This window comes from Streptomyces prunicolor NBRC 13075 (genome assembly GCF_000367365.1).
Classification (GTDB): Bacteria; Actinomycetota; Actinomycetes; order Streptomycetales; family Streptomycetaceae; genus Streptomyces; species Streptomyces prunicolor.
Map to the genome: position 1 here is coordinate 162,912 of NZ_BARF01000074.1, position 16,118 is coordinate 179,029.

The window sequence follows — 16,118 nt, forward strand, 5'->3', positions numbered from 1 at the left end:
GGGCTTCAGCGACCACCGGACGGCGGTGTCCAGCGGGAGCCCGCGAAGTCGGCCAGGGCCGCGCCGAGTTGGGGATCCACCTGCGGCGAGCGGCCGAGGGGCAGGACGAAGTACCAGCCCTCGCCCATCCGGGAGCGGCGCGGCGGGCGCGGGGCGCCGGCGAGCAGCCGGACCTGGAGCGCGTGGAAGCGCGCGTCCCGGCCCCGGAAGACCGCACGGCGCACGGTGATCTCCTCGACGTGCCGCCACTCGTAGGAGCGTCGCCTGCGCCCGATCACGGAGGTGACGCCGCCCCGGGTCAGCTCCAGTTCCAGCCGTCGCCGCGGCAGGAACAGCCCCACCACGGTGACCACGGCGCCGAGGAAGGGCCAGACGAGCAGCCCCAGCCAGGCGATTCCGTCCTGCCACTGTCCGGACACGCTCATCCGGACGGCGTAGACGCCCATGAGCGGACCCAGCGCGGCCCAGTGGGCCAGCGGCAGGCGCCGTGACCGGCCGCGGAGGCAGAAGTGGTCCTTGGTGTGCTCCACCGTGAAGTGGCCGGCGTCCGAGAGCGCGGGGACGGGGACCGGCTCGCGGCCGGGCGGAGCCGTACCCCGTTCCTCGGCCAGCCGGTTCGCCAGATGGTCCTGGAGCCGGCGGTTGCGGAAGCGGTAGGTCCCGCCCGAGAACTGCAGCAGGCCCGCCGTACGGGCGTCCCTGAGGAACGTCATCAGCGACCAGGGCACCCGGCCGGTCGCCGCGAGGGAGCACTTGGCGAGCATCCAGCGGCTCCACGGACTGAGCAGCACCAGCATCGCCGAGGCGCCCGCCCAGGCCGCGATCGCCGTGCCCCGCGCCAGAGTTGAGTCATTGAGCCAGAAGAACGCGCCCACACCGGCGCCGATGAGCGGGGCCACCAGCGTCAGCGTCGTGACGAGCGCGCTCTGCTCGCCGCGCAGCAGTTCGTCGGGGGTGGCGGCGTCCACGGTGTCGGCGGGGGCCGTGTACACGATCATCAGCAGGACGGGCAGTACGCCGCCGATCGCGAACCAGACCAGGGCGGGCTCCGGTGTCACGAAGGCGTACAGCGCGAGCAGGAGGACGACGAGGGCGGGACCGCCCACGAGAGTCGCCGAGCGGACCAGCGGGCCCACGCGCGAGTTCCGGTCGAGTGAGCGCAGCGCCTGGATGAACAGCAGTGGGTTCGCGCTGCGGCGCGGTTCGGTGAGCCGCTGGCCGAACCAGGAGGCGGTCACCGATCGCGCGACGGCGGCGAAGACGACCCCGCCGGTCACGTCGGCCGACAGCGCCATGCCGCCCAGCGGGTTGCTCTCCGTGTAGCCGGACAGGCCCGCCTTGATGACGAGGGAGAGCAGAATGCCGGTCGCGAGCAGCGCCGGCACCGCGAGCAGCCGGGGCAGCGGTGCGGTGTACAGCCGCCACCAGGCGAGCTCCGACTCCTCACGACGGTTCAGCAGCAGCGCCAGGTACGACAGCCAGGCACCGGCCCGGTCGGCGTCCCAGGTGCGGGGCGGGTGCAGTCGGCCGGGGTCGGGCGGCAGCGCCGGAAACGCGGCGGGCACGATCCGGTCGAGCAGCTGCGCCTCGACGGCGCCCCGGTCGGGAAACCGCTGCCGGTCCGTCAACTCACCGGGATCGGTGGGATGCCGCTCGTACGCGCGACGCACCAGCCACACCATCAGCGGATTGGTCAGGGCCCGCGCGACCGGGGCGGAGGGGTCGGTCCGGAGGGTCTTCAGCAGACGGGCCCAGTCGGCGGCACGGGACCGGGGCCGGGCCCGTTGCAGGTACTCCGCCACCTCGTCGGGGCGCAGCGGCAGCGACTCGATCACCGTGGCGTGCCGCAGCCCCTGGCCCTTCCGGTCGAGGTCGGTGTATTCCGTCGTACGGGAGACCAGCACGACGTCCCCCGCACCGCCGAGGCCGGTGTGGAGGGCGTCGAGGACCTCGGCGCGGCGGTGCTCGGGCAGTTCGTCGAGGCCGTCGAGGACGGGCAGTACCCGTCTCTCCTGCACGAGCCGGAGTGCGGGGTGGACGCCGTCGACGGTCGGCAGACCCGGGTGGTCCTGCCGCAGCCGGTCCACCAGCCACTCGGCCAGCGACTGCCGCCGGGTGTTCCAGGACTCCAGCGACAGCACGAGCGGGATCGGCACGTCGTCCTCGCCCTGGGTCAGCCGGCGGGCGAGGAGTTCCAGGGTGAGCAGGACAGACAGCGTGGTCTTGCCGGACCCGGCGGTGCCGAGCACGACCAGCCGCCGCCGGGGCCGGAGCCGGAGGAAGGTCCCGGCGATGGTGTCGGCCCCGGAGCCCGCGGGCACGAACTCCCCGGCGGACGCCACCTGTCGGCTGGGTGTCCAGCGCACGCGCAGCGGTTCGGGATCGGTCATGTGCCAGGCATCGGCCTCGGCCCGCCACCGGCGCAGCAGACTGCGGGCGAGCCTCCGCTCGGCCGCGGCCAGCGGAGCGTCGTCGTCGGGCGGCGCGGGCGGTGCGCGGAGGATCAGATTGAGGTCACCTTCGAGGACCCCGATCTGGATCAGGTACTCGGCCGTGCAGTCGACGGCCGTGTTGGTGATGTGCGGCCCGCCGCCGGAGTCCGCCTGTCCCGCCATGTACGCCCGCCCCCGTCGTCGCCTTTTTCACTCTACTCATCGGTGTCCGGCGGCAGTTCAGGACTGCGTCGGCTTCCCGTGGAGGCGGACCGTGCTCAGGATCTTCATGATCGTCGAGTCCGGCAGTTCGCCCTTGACGCCGGTGGCGCCGACGAGGCTCCACGCGACGAAGCCGCCCGCGGAGTTCTTGAAACCGAACGTGATGGCCTTGCCGTCGCTGTCGCACTTGTCTTCCCGGGGCGTGTCCCTGGACCGGGCCCACGCGATGCTGCCCTTGACGCCGGACCTGGTCGTGTACGACCGCGCCGTCCTGTCGTGGACGATGTTCTTCCGGTCCGGCTGCGTGTAACCGCCGTACACCCACAGATCCGCCAGGCCCACGGCGACCTCCGCGGTGCTCTTGGAGCCCTGGGAGCCCTTGGTGCCCGCCATCGCCAGACCGGTGTTGTCCATACGCCCGTCCTTGTCGCCGTCGGACAGGCACCAGTTCTCCCGGAAGATCGCCGGGGCGCTCATGACGACGATGCTCTTGCCCCAATTGGCCGGATCGTCGTAGTCGACCGAGCTGTCCTCGTAGCCGATCAGCGCACTCGGTGACTCGATCTTCCAGTCCGGCGGTACGTCGAAGGCCGTGCCCCACTTGGGATTGACGACGACCTTCCAGCCCGGGATGGTCGGCCGCTCGGTCCCGCTGCTGTGCGGCTCGGGGGAGGCCGGCGCCGAGGCCGTCGCGCTCTTCGATGCGACTGTCGGTGCTGCGGTGTTTCCGCCGCCGCCGTCCGCGCGGTCGTCCTTGGCGCCCAGGAGCAGAAACCCGCTCAGACCGACACCCGCGACCACGGCCGTGGCCGCGACGACCGCGACTGCCTTCGCCCTGTTTCCACCACCGGACGGCTGCGGCCGCATCGGCTGCTGATAAGGGTCCTGACTGTGAAGGTTCCGTTCGTCTCCCGGCGGTTCTCCTGACCACATGCCGGACAACGATAGTCCGGATGGAGTAGAGCGGGCGGTCCTGACGAAATGACGTGGGCCTAGCGGATCTGCCACTCGCCGACGTGGTCGGCACCTCGAACGTCATGCCCCCGAGGGCCGCCTTCCCGGTGCTGATCCGCCCGCACCACACCGGAGGCGACCCGAGGGGCTACCGCGGTCCCTGGATCACCGAGAACATCGCGCCCTCGGGGTCGGTGACCGTGGCCACGCGGCCGTGGGGGCTGTCGTGGGGCGGTTCGAGGGTGTGGCCGCCGAGGTCCGTGACGCGGCGCAGGGCCTCGTCCGCGTCGGCGACCTCGAAGTACGTCATCCAGTGCGGGCCCCGGTCGCGGGGCAGGGCCGTGCCGACGCCGTGGATGCCGGCGACCGGATGGCCGTCCAGGTGCAGGGTGACGTAGTCGAAGTCGGCGGCGGCCACCGGCACTTCCTCGTAGCCGAACACGGCCTCGTAGAACTTGGCGACGCTCGCGGTCTCGGAGGTCACCAGTTCGTTCCAGGCGGGTGTGCCGGGGACTCCGGTGAGGATCGTGCCGAGGTGGTCGGAGGCCTGCCAGATGCCGAAGACCGCCCCCGACGGATCGGAGCCGATCGCCAGCCGGCCGGCCTCGGCCGCGTCCAGGGGGCCCACCCCGACCGTGCCGCCGCACATCCGTACCGTCTCGGCCGTCTGGTCCACGTCGTCCGAGGCGAGATAGGGCGTCCAGGCGATGGGCAGATGCCGGTCCGGCGGCAACTGGCCGATGCCGGCCACCTCCTGCCCGTCGAGCAGGGCCCGCGCGTAGGGGCCGAGCTGCTGGGGACCGGGTTGGAATTCCCAGCCGAACAGCTCCCCGTAGAACTCCTGAGTCGTGGCCATCCCGTGCACCATCAGACTCACCCAGCAGGGCGCGCCCTGCGTACGCCGAGTGTGCGTGTCGCCGTTCAGGCCGGCCGACCCCCGTGCCTCGGTCATCGTCACCTTCTCCTAGGCCCCTCGCGGTGGCCGTATCGCTTCCGCAGTGCGGATCCGCGTGCCGCAGCAGCCGCGTGCACGCCCCGTGCCGATGCTCGCACCCCCCGTGACGCACCGCGCCCCGGCCGCGCCGTCGGCGGGCGGCTCACGTGGAGAGGATGACCGATCTGCGGCCACTCGTCCGTTTCCGGATGATTGCCGAGGGGTGTCCATCAGCTGTACAGCATGTGCTCGTTCCCGTACGCCTCGTGATCGAGGCTGTCCGGCCGAGCAGAGTAGTCGGACCTGGACGTGACGGCCACCCCTTGCGCGAGGATGGTGGCCATGAACGCCATCATCTCCGCATCCGAACTGGCGAGCGATATCGCCGGGACGAACCCGCCGGTCCTGCTCGACGTCCGCTGGCAGCTCAGCGTCGCGAAGGCCGCAGGTGAGCCGCCCTTCGACGGACGCGCCGAGTACGCGGCCGGGCACATCCCAAGTGCCGTCTACGTAGACCTCGATCAGGAACTGGCCTCGGCCCCGGGTGCCCATGGCCGTCACCCCCTCCCCGACACCGAGCGCTTCGGCGCCGCGATGCGCCACGCGGGAGTGTCGGCCGGCCGGCCGGTCGTCGTGTACGACGGCGGCCAGGGCTGGGCAGCGGCCCGCGCGTGGTGGCTGCTGCGCTGGACGGGTCACCCGGACGTGCGCGTCCTCGACGGCGGCCTTCCCTCCTGGGAGGGGTCTCTGGAGACGACCGCACCGACACCGGCCGGGGGCGACTTCACCCCGAAATCGGGCGCCGTGGAACTCCTGGACGCCGACGGAGCCGCCGCCCTCGCCCGCACCGGCGTCCTGTTCGACGCCCGCGCGGGGGAGCGTTACCGGGGCGAGGTGGAGCCGATCGACCGCGTGGGCGGCCACATCCCGGGCGCCCTGTCCGCACCGACCACGGAGAACGTGGGCCCGGACGGCCGCTTCCGCCCGGCGGGCGAATTGGCCGCCCGCTTCAAGTCCCTTGGCGCTACGGAGGGTTCGGGCGTCGGCGTGTACTGCGGCTCCGGCGTCTCGGGCGCCCACGAGGTGCTGGCCCTGGCGGTGGCAGGGATTCCGGCCGCGCTCTACGTGGGCTCCTGGTCGGAGTGGTCCTCGGACCCGGAGCGGCCGGTGGCCGTGGGTCCCGATCCCCAGTAGGCCCGCATGACGAGAGGGCCCGCGGCCGAACCGGCCGCGGGCCCTCTCGTACGAGCAACTGCCCTGCTACTCCTGCTTCTTCCTTCGCGTCCCGAAGACGATCTCGTCCCAGCTCGGAACGGCCGCTCTACGACCCGGACGGACCCCGTCCGCCTCGGCCTGGCGGTCGGTGGAGCCGATGAGCCGGTCGCGATGGGCCCCTACGGAGCGGGGCATCAGGACATCCGCGTAAGCCGAACCGGCCGAGGCCGCAGGAGCCGGGGGCTCCTCCTCTTCCGGCTCCACGGCGGGCTCCTCCGGGGGATCCGAGGGGCGCTCGGGGACCACCATGTCGCCGCGGAAGCTCGGTACCGCCTCCAGGAGGCTCGTCAGCGAGTCGCGCTCGCTCTCCTCGGCCGGCTCGGGCGACGGCAGCGCGGGACGCTCCGGGCGCTCCAGGGCACGGTCCAGCGGCCGGTCCCGGGGCAGCCGGGCGATCCGCGGCACGAACGGGAAGCTGGGCTCGGGTGTGACGGAGAGGTCGTCGGACTCACCGATCAGTGAGCGCGCCTCGTCGTCGACGGCCTGGACGAGCCGCCGGGGCGGGTCGTACGTCCAGCTCGCCGAGTGCGGTTCGCTCGCGACCCGGTAGACCAGCAGGACCTCCCAGGTGCCGTCGTCGCGGCGCCAGGAGTCCCACTGGACGGTCTCCTTGTCGGCGCCGCGCAGCGTCAGACGTTCCTGGACGGCCTCGCCGAGCTGGGGTCCGGCGTTCTCGCCGGGGCGGCGGACCGGAGTCTTCCGGGCCCGCTCGGCCATGAAGGCGCGCTCCGCGAGGACAGGGCCCTCGAAGCGGCGCACCCGGTCGACGGGGATACCGGCTAGTTGGGCGACTTCCTCCGCGGAGGCGCCGGCACGTATACGTGCCTGAATGTCTCGGGGGCGGAGATGGCTCTCCACCTCGATCTCGATCTGGCCGAGGCGGGGACGGTCGCCGCGTACAGCGGCGCGCAGACGCTCGTCAATCGGAAGCGTGTACTCCGTGCTGTCCGCAGCCTTCAGCACCAGCCGTGTGCCGTCGTTAGAGACGGCCACGACACGCAGTTCGGGCATGGGGACCTCCCGGGTGGTGCCTGCCGACGTCACGTGCGTCGCTGCTTCCGCTAGTCGAGTGTGGCCTGCCCGGGTGCAGCCTGCCACAACCTTGCCGAGTTGCCCGGCGTGTCGGGCACGGGCCCGAACTCGCCGTTATGGCACGGTTACCTATTCGCAACGCTAAGTGACCAACTACGTCACCCTGTGCAACTGGCCTCCTCTGGGCGGTCCATTGAGGCCGCGGACGTCCTGGCAGGAGACCGCACCCAGGGCTCGCAACAGTACTCCATTTGGACCACGTGCGTGGATTGGCACGCCGCCCAACTTCTTGTGGGGGGTGGGACTTGGTGGCCTGGAGTGGGGTTCGGGCGATCTTGAAAGTGGCGTACTTCACGCAATGGCCGGAAACGGAACTATTGGTTTCGACCGTACGTCCCTTTGTCGTACAGATGGTTGATCAGGTACGAGAAAGTGCGAGAAAGCGAGGCAAGGTCCCGGAATGCGTGTAAGGCCCGATGTCAGCAGGAAACGGATCGATCTGAGCGTCCCTCAAGTCGCGGGCAGTGCGGTGGCGGCGGTGGTGGCCGCCAAACTCGCCTCCTACTTCGGGGTCTACGGCACGATCCTCGGCGCCGGCGTCGTGAGCGCGATAGCCACCTCCGGAGGCTCCGTCTTCCAGCACTTCTTCAGCCGGACCGGCGCACAGCTCCGGGAGGCGACGGTCACGTCCAAGGAGGCGGAGCAAACCCCCGCTCGTCCAGGGGAGTTCACGGAGGGCACGGTCTACCGCGCGCGGGTGGGCAGTTGGAGGCGTCCGCTCCTCGCCGCCGCCCTCGTCTTCGGGGTCACCATGACCGGCATCACCGTCTACGAGCTGGTGTCCGGCGACAGCTTCAGCGGCGGCAAGGGGACCACGGTCAGCGCCGCCGTCACCGGCCACGACACGTCCTCGTCCCCGAAGTCCGGTGACCACGAGCCGAGTCCGGCCGATTCCCCGTCCCCGTCCTCGAACGGCTCGTCGGCCGCCCCGGAGACGTCATCCGGTGCGACCGACGGCGGCACAGAGTCCAACAGCGGTGGTACGACGCCCAGTTCGACGCCGGCACCCAGCGCTTCGGACGGCGGCGGTACGCCGACCCCCACGCCCAGCGCGTCGGCTACTGACCCAGCACCCTCCGCAAGTAGTCGTTCTGGAACCGACGCTCAGGATCCAGCCGATCCCGCAGCGCCGTGAACTCGCCGAAGCGCGGGTAGACCCCGGCGAAGTACTCGGCGTCCCGGGTGTTCACCTTGCCCCAGTGCGGGCGGCCCTCGTGCGCGGTGAAGATGCGCTCGGCCTCGGTGAAGTACGCCTGGTAGGGCGTGCCCCGGAACATGTGCACGGCGATGTAGGCGCTGTCCCGGCCGGAGGCGGTGGACAGGGTGATGTCGTCGGCCGGGGCGGTGCGGACCTCGACCGGGTAGCTGATCCTGAAGTCCGAACGGTCGACCATCCCCTTGAGTTCCCGCAGTGTGTCCACCAGGGCCGTGCGCGGGACGGCGTACTCCATCTCGACGAAGCGCACCCGGCGGGGCGAGGTGAAGACCTTGTAGGGGATGTCCGTGTACGTCCGCGCGGACCAAGCCTTGGTGGAGATCCGGGCGATGGTCGGAATGGTCGCGGGCGTCGCGCGGCCGACCATGTTGACCACCTGCCAGAGGCCGTTGGCCACGAACTCGTCGTCGAACCAGCCCGCCAGCGGCTTCACGGGCTGCTCCGGGCCCATGCTGCGGTTGTTGCGTTTGGTGTTGGTGGACGCCGTGTGCGGGAACCAGTAGAACTCGAAGTGCTCGTTCTCGGTCCAGAGTTCGTCGAAGCGGCTGGTGACCTCGTCGAAGGGCATCGGCTCCTCGCGGGCCGTGAGCAGGAAGACGGGCTCCACGGCGAAGGTGATCGCGGTGACGACGCCCAGGGCGCCGAGGCCTATGCGGGCCGCCGCGAAGACGTCCGGATTCTCCTTCGCGGAGCAGGTCAGCACCGAACCGTCCGCCAGGACCAGCTCAAGTCCCCTGATCTGGGCCGAGATCGAGGCCGACTCGCGGCCGCTGCCATGGGTGCCGGTACTGGTCGCGCCCGACACCGTCTGCTCCATGATGTCGCCCATGTTCGTCAGCGACAGACCCTCGCGCGCGAGAGCCATGTTGAGTCTCTTGAGCGGGGTGCCCGCCTCGACCGTGACCGTCAAGGCATCGCGATCAATATTGCGGATGCCGGTCAATAGTTGAGGGCGGATCAGCACACCGTCGGTGGCGGCGATCGACGTGAAGGAGTGCCCGCTGCCGACGGCCTTCACCGTCAGACCGTCCTCACCGGCCCTCCGTACGGCCGCGGCCAGTTCCTCGACGGAGGCGGGCGTGACCTCCCGCGCGGGACGGGACGCGACCGTGCCGCCCCAGTTACGCCACGTGCCGTTCTTCGCGCTCGTTGTGGTGCTCAACGGTGCCTCCCCGACCCGGCGCCGGTCTGCTGAGCCGGCGGTACCCGAGGAAACCCACCGCGACCGCGACGGCACCGGCGACGACCGGAACCCCGTACCCGGCACGCGCGCCGGCTGCGTCGATCACCCAGCCGGCGACGGAGGAGCCGAGCGCGACCCCGACCGCCAGGCCGGTGCTCACCCAGGTCATGCCCTCGGTGAGTTTCGCGCGAGGTACGTGCTCTTCTATGAGGGACATCGTCGTGATCATCGTGGGTGCGATGGACAGGCCCGCAAGGAACAGCGCCACGGCCAGAAGCGGCAAGTTTCCGACCAGTAGGAGGGGGATCATACTCACGGCCATGGCGCATATGCCCAGCAGCCATCGACGTTCTGGGGCTCCCCGGAAGTGCAGCAGCCCGAACACGACTCCCGCCGCGCAGGAGCCCGCCGCGTACAGGGCGAGCACCACGCTGGCGCCGCCCTTGTGACCTTGCTCGTCGGCGAACGCGACGGTGACCACGTCGACCGCCCCGAAGATCGCCCCGGTCGCCACGAAGGTGGCCACCAGCACCTGGAGACCGGCCGCCCGCAGCGCCGAACCACCGCCCTCGTCCCCACGCGCGCGTGGGTGCGGCGCGGGCTCGGTGGCGCGCTGGGCGGTCAGCCAGAAGACACCCACCGCCAGGAAGCAGGCGGCGAGCAGGGGACCGGCCTCCGGGAACCACGCCGTGGACAGCCCGATGGAGATGATCGGCCCGAAGATGAAGCACACCTCGTCCACCACGGACTCCAGGGAGTACGCGGTGTGCAGCTGCGGGGTGCCCCGGTACACGGCCGCCCAACGCGCGCGGACCATCGCCCCCAGGCTCGGCACCGATCCGATGCCGGCGGCGCACACGAACAGCACCCAGTCCGGCCACGCGAAGCGCGCGGCCAGCAGCAGCCCAGCCGCCGCGGTCAACGCGACGAGCGTCGCCGGACGCAGCACCCGCCGCTGCCCGTACTGGTCGACCCACCGCGAGATCCGCGGCCCGATCGCGGCGGCGGCCAGCGCGATGGTGGCCGACAGGGCGCCCGCGAGCCCGTAGCGCCCGTTGATCTGGGAGATCATCGTGACCACGCCGATGCCCATCATCGACAGGGGCATACGGCCGAGGAACCCCGCGGCGGAGAAGCCCTTGGAGCCGGGTGCGGCGAAGAGGGCGCGATAGGGGCTGGGCACGGGGGTCTCCGGTCGAAAAGGAGCAGGGGCGGCTCGGTGATGATGTGGTGGCGGCTCGGTAAGGTGCGAACGCGGCTGATACAGCTTACGAGCAGGTCGGCCCCGACGCACCTGGCCGTGAGGCGACTGGATCTCCGCCCCCATCCCCGTCCGGATCTCCGTCCCGACCCCCGTCCGGTACCCCGCCGTTTCCCGGCTGTCAGTGGCGGGTGGCAGGATCGGAGGCATGCCAGACGTGCTCGATGCCACCCCCTACGACGCCTTGCTCCTGCTCTCGTTCGGCGGCCCCGAAGGCCCGGACGACGTGGTTCCGTTCCTGGAGAACGTGACGCGTGGGCGAGGCATCCCCAAGGAACGCCTCAAGGAAGTGGGCCGGCACTACTTCCTGTTCGGCGGGGTCAGCCCGATCAACGACCAGAACCGCGCCCTCCTGGACGCCCTCCGCAAGGACTTCGCGGACCACGGCCTGGACCTGCCGGTCTACTGGGGCAACCGCAACTGGGCCCCGTACCTCACGGACACCCTGCGCGAGATGGTCGCCGACGGCCACCGCCGCATCCTGGTCCTCGCCACCAGCGCCTACGCCTCGTACTCGGGCTGCCGCCAGTACCGGGAGAACCTCGCCGACTCGCTGGCCGCCCTTGAGGCCGAGGGCCTCGACCTCCCCAAGGTCGACAAGCTGCGCCACTACTTCAACCACCCCGGCTTCCTGGAGCCGATGATCGACGGGGTCCTCGAATCCCTCGCCGACCTCCCCGAGGACGTCCGGGACGGCGCGCACCTCGCCTTCTCGACCCACTCCATCCCGACCGCCGCCGCGGACAGCTCCGGCCCGGTCGAGGACCACGGGGACGGCGGGGCGTACGTCGAGGAGCACCTTGACGTGGCCCGGCTGATCGCCGACGCCGTCCGCGAGCGCACCGGCGTCGACCACCCCTGGCAGCTCGTCTACCAGTCCCGCTCCGGCGCCCCGCACATCCCGTGGCTGGAGCCCGACATCTGCGACCACCTGGAGGAGCGCCACGCGGCCGGCGCCCCCGCGGTCGTCATGACACCCATCGGCTTCGTCTCCGACCACATGGAGGTCCTCTACGACCTCGACACGGAGGCCAAGGCCAAGGCGGAGGAACTGGGCCTGCCCGTACGCCGGTCGGCCACCGTGGGCGCCGATCCGCGCTTCGCCGCCGCGATCCGCGAGCTGATCCTGGAGCGCGCCGCCGTCGAGAGCGGGCGGCAGGTCACGCCCTGCGCCCTGGGTGCGCTCGGCGCCGGTCACAACCTCTGTCCGGTGGGCTGCTGCCCCGCCCGCGCCCCCCGCCCCGCCGCCGCGGGCGCCGACAGCCCCTACGCCTGAGGAGCGCCGTGACCGACCCCCTGCACCAGGAACTGCTCGCACTCGCCCAGGAAGCCGCCTACAAGGCCGGCGCCCTGCTGCGGGACGGCCGCCCGGCCGACCTCGCGGTCGCCGCCACGAAGTCCAGCCCGATCGACGTCGTCACCGAGATGGACATCGCGGCCGAGAAGCTGATCACCGACCTGATCTCCGAACAGCGCCCCGACGACGGCTTCCTGGGCGAGGAGGGCGCCTCGGTCACGGGCACCAGCGGCGTCCGCTGGATCATCGACCCGCTCGACGGCACGGTCAACTACCTGTACGGACTGCCCACTTGGTCCGTCTCCATCGCCGCCGAGCTGCACGGCGAGACCGTCGCCGGGGTCGTCGCGGTCCCGATGCGTGGTGAGACGTTCCACGCGGTGCTCGGCGGCGGGGCGTGGGCCACGGGCGCGTGGGAGGGCGAACGCAGGCTCGCCTGCCGCCCCGCGGCACCCCTGGAGCAGGCGTTGGTCTCGACCGGCTTCAACTACGTCACCGAGGTCCGCACCCACCAGGCCGACGTGGCGCAGAAGTTGATCCCGCTGCTGCGTGACATCCGGCGGGGCGGCTCGGCTGCGGTCGACCTGTGCGATGTGGCCGCGGGCCGCCTGGACGGCTACTACGAGCGGGGGTTGAACCCGTGGGACCTGGCTGCAGGCGACCTGATCGCCCGTGAGGCAGGCGCCCTGACCGGTGGACGCCCCGGAGAACGCCCCGCACGCGATCTGGCGATCGCGGGCACCCCGGGCGTCTTCGAGCCTCTCCAGCGGCTGTTGGAGGACTTCGGGGCCTGGCACGACTGACGTGAGTGGTCGGGGGCGCCTGGGCCGGTGTCGGGAAGGTGCTGCGCAGGTGGGCCCGTGCTGATCAGGCGCCCACGCGCGCACCTCTATTGGTTCGGTCGCCTTCGGCGCGCCCCTACGGCTCCCTCTCGGCCGTCCACGTGGGGACAGTTGGACTTGGTGGGCCCGCAACCAGGGTTGAGCTCAACGTCGTAGGTTTCAGGGGCGGAAAACGACAGAACCCCGGCGCTGGATTCGCCGGGGTTCTGTCGTCCTGCTGACCGCACTGATCAGACGCTCGTCGCGCCGACCTCCACACCGTGGTCGGCGGCGAGGCGGCGCAGGTCGTCGAGCTCGGCCTGTTCCACCTCGACGAGGAAGTCGTCGCCCTCGTCACGAGCCCGCGTCAGGTCGGTCTCGGTCGCCCTTATGCGCTGCAGAAGTCCTGCGGTGAATGCGTCCATGCTGCGCCCCCTCGTCCTGGGTCGTGGGTCGTTTGGCACGGGGGTGTGCCATTCGGAAGGGGCGATCACGTCTGCGGATGGGGTGCCCAGCGCTGCCCTGGCTGGGCGGCGACGGTGCCGGACACCCACGCCCGCTCTGCGGAAGCGGTTGGACGTACCACAAGGTGGCTTGCCACGTGCAGAGCGTGATCGCGGGGTGTAAAGCCGTCCTCCCCGCGCTCCCTTCCGTGGAAACCTCAACCCACCGAGAAAATCCCGCATTCCCGGGCCTCACACCGGACCTTCATCTTGCGCCCGGCCGCCTTACAGCCGACTTATGGCCGAAAAGGGCAGGATGGAGGTCACACAGCCACGAAGACCCTGCCCGTGTGCGCCGAGGCGCGCTACGCGGGTGGACAGAGGAAGGACAAGCGACGTGCGCGTACTCGTCGTCGAGGACGAGCAGCTGCTCGCCGATGCGGTGGCCACCGGACTACGCCGGGAGGCCATGGCCGTCGACGTCGTGTACGACGGTGCGGCCGCCCTGGAGCGCATCGGCGTCAACGACTACGACGTGGTCGTCCTCGACCGTGACCTCCCGCTCGTGCACGGCGACGACGTCTGCCGCAAGATCGTCGAGCTCGGTATGGCCACACGCGTGCTGATGCTCACCGCGTCCGGCGACGTCAGCGACCGTGTCGAGGGCCTGGAGATCGGCGCCGACGACTATCTGCCCAAGCCCTTCGCGTTCAGCGAGCTGACGGCACGCGTGCGTGCCCTCGGCCGGCGCACCAGCGTGCCGCTGCCGCCCGTCCTGGAGCGGGCCGGCATCAAGCTCGACCCGAACCGCCGCGAGGTGTTCCGCGACGGCAAGGAAGTCCAGCTCGCGCCCAAGGAGTTCGCCGTCCTGGAGGTGCTGCTGCGCAGCGAGGGCGCGGTCGTCTCCGCGGAGCAACTCCTGGAGAAGGCCTGGGACGAGAACACGGACCCGTTCACCAATGTCGTGCGCGTCACCGTGATGACCCTGCGCCGCAAGCTCGGTGAGCCCCCGGTCATCGTCACCGTCCCCGGCTCCGGTTACCGGATCTGATCCACCGTGGCGACGACTCCCGCGCCTCCCCAGGCGCCCCCGAAGCCCACGTGGGACCCCAGAAGGCCCGAACCGCCGTTCCCCTGGCTGCGTCCCACCATCCGCATAAGGCTCACGCTGCTGTATGGCGGCATGTTCCTGATCGCCGGCATCCTGCTGCTGTCGATCATCTACCTGCTCGCGGCGCATGCGCTGAACGTGGGCAGTGAGCTGCCCTTCAAGGTCATCACCGGCTCGGTCGGCAGCAGCACCTGCAACTTCCCGTCCGATCCGTCGGCGACCACGCTCAACAACGCGATGGACCAGTGCGTCAACAAACAGCGCCAGCACGCCCTGGACGACCTGCTCAGCCGCTCGCTGCTGGCCCTGCTCGGCCTCGCGATCATCGCCTTCGCCTTCGGGTACGCGATGGCGGGCCGGGTGCTCTCGCCGTTGGGCCGGATCACCCGTACCGCCCGTGCGGTGGCCGGCTCGGACCTGTCCCGGCGGATCGAACTGGACGGCCCGGACGACGAGTTGAAGGAACTCGCGGACACCTTCGACGAGATGCTGGACCGGCTGCAGCGGGCCTTCACCGCCCAGCAGCGCTTCGTGGGGAACGCGTCGCACGAGCTGCGCACCCCGCTGGCGATCAACCGCACGCTCCTGGAAGTGCATCTGTCCGATCCCGGCGCCCCCGTGGAGCTGCAACAGCTGGGCAAGACGCTGCTCGCCACCAACGAGCGCAGCGAGCAGCTCGTAGAGGGTCTGCTGCTGCTGGCCCGCAGCGACAACCAGATCGTGGAGCGCAAGCCCGTGGACCTCGCCGAGGTCGCCGAGCAGGCCGTCGACCAGGTGCACGCCGAGGCGGCCGCCAAGGGCGTGGTGATCCGCGGCGAGCAGAAACCCGCGGTCGTCCAGGGCAACGGCATCCTGCTGGAGCGGATCGCCCTGAACCTGGTGCAGAACGCGGTGCGGTACAACGTGCCCGAGGACGGCTGGGTCGAGGTCACCACCGAGGTCCAGCACGGCCAGGCGGTGCTCATGGTCTCGAACACGGGTCCGGTGGTCCCGGCGTACGAGATCGACAACCTCTTCGAGCCCTTCAGACGGCTGCGTACGGAACGAACAGGCAGTGACAAGGGTGTGGGCCTCGGTCTGTCGATCGCGCGGTCCGTGGCGCGCGCACACGGCGGCCATATCGCGGCCCAGCCACGTGAGGGGGGTGGACTCGTGATGCGAGTCACCCTGCCCATCTGAGATCATGTCGCCGACACACGAGGATGTTCGCTTTGCGCGGAATTTTCTGGCCGCTTCTCCGGCAACCCCGTGTGTGATCGATCACAAGCGCGATTTTCGGGCCATCTACTCTCCGTGATCATGCACCCTGTCGGAAAGCCGGGAAAATCCGGGTTTTCGGGGGTCTTGATCACGGGAAGTACACGGTGAGGTGCCTTTGAAGAGCGGCACGAGGACCGTGTACGGTCCCCTTCGCCATCCAAGCCGATCACTCTTGAGGGGTCCGGTTGGGTGTCGATTGAGTAACAGACCTTGATGTGAGGCAAAATCTCCGCCTCAGGTCGGGCACAAGTCCGGCCTCTCACGCGTTACGTGCGCTGGAGACACCGCAGACACCCAGAGGGGGAGAGCGCGACATGGCAACGGATTACGACACCCCACGCAAGACCGACGACGACGTCGACTCGGACAGCCTTGAAGAACTCAAGGCGCGTAGGAACGACAAGTCGACTTCCGCAGTGGACGTCGACGAATTCGAGGCGGCCGAGGGCCTCGAACTGCCCGGAGCGGACCTCTCGAACGAAGAGCTGGCCGTCCGGGTGCTGCCCAAGCAGCAGGACGAGTTCACTTGCATGAGCTGCTTCCTGGTGCACCACCGCAGCCAGCTGGCCCGCGAGAAGAACGGCCAGCCGATCTGCCGCGACTGCGACTGAGGAGGG

General features: G+C 70.5%; 14 protein-coding genes. 7 read left to right on the forward strand and 7 right to left on the reverse strand.

Features of this window, described 5'->3' with window-relative positions; translation table 11 throughout:
- Nucleotides 1–5 precede the first annotated feature (5 nt).
- From SPR02S_RS31690 to SPR02S_RS31700, 3 genes are all read right to left on the reverse strand, one after another.
- A complete protein-coding gene (locus tag SPR02S_RS31690; RefSeq protein ID WP_019061050.1) occupies nucleotides 6–2,615 on the reverse strand; it encodes an NACHT domain-containing protein in 2,610 nt (869 codons plus the stop codon).
- A 57-nt stretch (nucleotides 2,616–2,672) separates the two neighbouring features.
- On the reverse strand, nucleotides 2,673–3,521 hold the full coding sequence (locus SPR02S_RS31695) for a DUF8017 domain-containing protein (protein WP_019061051.1): 849 nt from the start codon (nucleotides 3,519–3,521) through the stop codon (nucleotides 2,673–2,675).
- A gap of 235 nt (nucleotides 3,522–3,756) precedes the next feature.
- Entirely contained in the window at nucleotides 3,757–4,560 is an 804-nt protein-coding gene (locus tag SPR02S_RS31700) for a VOC family protein (protein ID WP_019061052.1), read from the reverse strand.
- Nucleotides 4,561–4,884: 324 nt separating this feature from the next.
- On the opposite strand from SPR02S_RS31700, the gene SPR02S_RS31710 reads away from it, so the two are divergent.
- Nucleotides 4,885–5,736, forward strand: a complete 852-nt coding sequence (locus SPR02S_RS31710; protein WP_019061054.1) for a sulfurtransferase — start codon at nucleotides 4,885–4,887, stop codon at nucleotides 5,734–5,736.
- 66 nt (nucleotides 5,737–5,802) lie between these two features.
- Here SPR02S_RS31710 and sepH read toward each other — a convergent pair whose 3' ends face one another.
- Nucleotides 5,803–6,828: a septation protein SepH gene (sepH, locus tag SPR02S_RS31715; protein ID WP_019061055.1), complete on the reverse strand. Its 1,026-nt coding sequence runs from the start codon at nucleotides 6,826–6,828 to the stop codon at nucleotides 5,803–5,805.
- 481 nt (nucleotides 6,829–7,309) lie between these two features.
- On the opposite strand from sepH, the gene SPR02S_RS60670 reads away from it, so the two are divergent.
- A complete protein-coding gene (locus SPR02S_RS60670) occupies nucleotides 7,310–8,044 on the forward strand; it encodes a hypothetical protein (RefSeq protein ID WP_078623065.1) in 735 nt (244 codons plus the stop codon).
- Here the strand turns inward: SPR02S_RS60670 and SPR02S_RS31725 are convergent.
- Entirely contained in the window at nucleotides 7,968–9,287 is a 1,320-nt protein-coding gene (locus SPR02S_RS31725; RefSeq protein WP_019061057.1) for a D-arabinono-1,4-lactone oxidase, read from the reverse strand. The two genes, SPR02S_RS60670 and SPR02S_RS31725, sit on opposite strands and share 77 nt — an antisense overlap.
- Nucleotides 9,247–10,491 (reverse strand): MFS transporter, encoded by a 1,245-nt coding sequence (locus SPR02S_RS31730; protein WP_019061058.1) that lies wholly within the window; start codon nucleotides 10,489–10,491, stop codon nucleotides 9,247–9,249. Before SPR02S_RS31730 ends, SPR02S_RS31725 begins: the two co-directional genes overlap by 41 nt.
- Nucleotides 10,492–10,717: 226 nt before the next feature.
- Between SPR02S_RS31730 and SPR02S_RS31735 the strand changes: the two genes are divergently transcribed.
- Nucleotides 10,718–11,845 carry a ferrochelatase gene (locus SPR02S_RS31735; protein ID WP_019061059.1) on the forward strand — a complete coding sequence of 376 codons (1,128 nt, stop codon included), beginning with the start codon at nucleotides 10,718–10,720 and terminating at the stop codon, nucleotides 11,843–11,845.
- Nucleotides 11,846–11,853: 8 nt separating this feature from the next.
- A complete protein-coding gene (locus SPR02S_RS31740) occupies nucleotides 11,854–12,669 on the forward strand; it encodes an inositol monophosphatase family protein (RefSeq protein WP_019061060.1) in 816 nt (271 codons plus the stop codon).
- Between the two features lie 269 nt (nucleotides 12,670–12,938).
- Here the strand turns inward: SPR02S_RS31740 and SPR02S_RS64065 are convergent, their stop codons facing one another.
- Nucleotides 12,939–13,112, reverse strand: a complete 174-nt coding sequence (locus SPR02S_RS64065) for a hypothetical protein (protein ID WP_019061061.1) — start codon at nucleotides 13,110–13,112, stop codon at nucleotides 12,939–12,941.
- 415 nt (nucleotides 13,113–13,527) lie between these two features.
- On the opposite strand from SPR02S_RS64065, the gene SPR02S_RS31750 reads away from it, so the two are divergent.
- From SPR02S_RS31750 to SPR02S_RS31760, 3 genes are all read left to right on the forward strand, one after another.
- The gene (locus tag SPR02S_RS31750; RefSeq protein ID WP_019061062.1) at nucleotides 13,528–14,181 is read left to right on the forward strand and encodes a response regulator transcription factor; all 654 of its coding nucleotides are present in this window, start codon (nucleotides 13,528–13,530) and stop codon (nucleotides 14,179–14,181) included.
- Between the two features lie 6 nt (nucleotides 14,182–14,187).
- Nucleotides 14,188–15,420, forward strand: a complete 1,233-nt coding sequence (locus tag SPR02S_RS31755; RefSeq protein WP_026151039.1) for a sensor histidine kinase — start codon at nucleotides 14,188–14,190, stop codon at nucleotides 15,418–15,420.
- A 395-nt stretch (nucleotides 15,421–15,815) separates the two neighbouring features.
- Nucleotides 15,816–16,112: a DUF4193 domain-containing protein gene (locus tag SPR02S_RS31760; RefSeq protein WP_005481602.1), complete on the forward strand. Its 297-nt coding sequence runs from the start codon at nucleotides 15,816–15,818 to the stop codon at nucleotides 16,110–16,112.
- Nucleotides 16,113–16,118 lie beyond the last annotated feature (6 nt).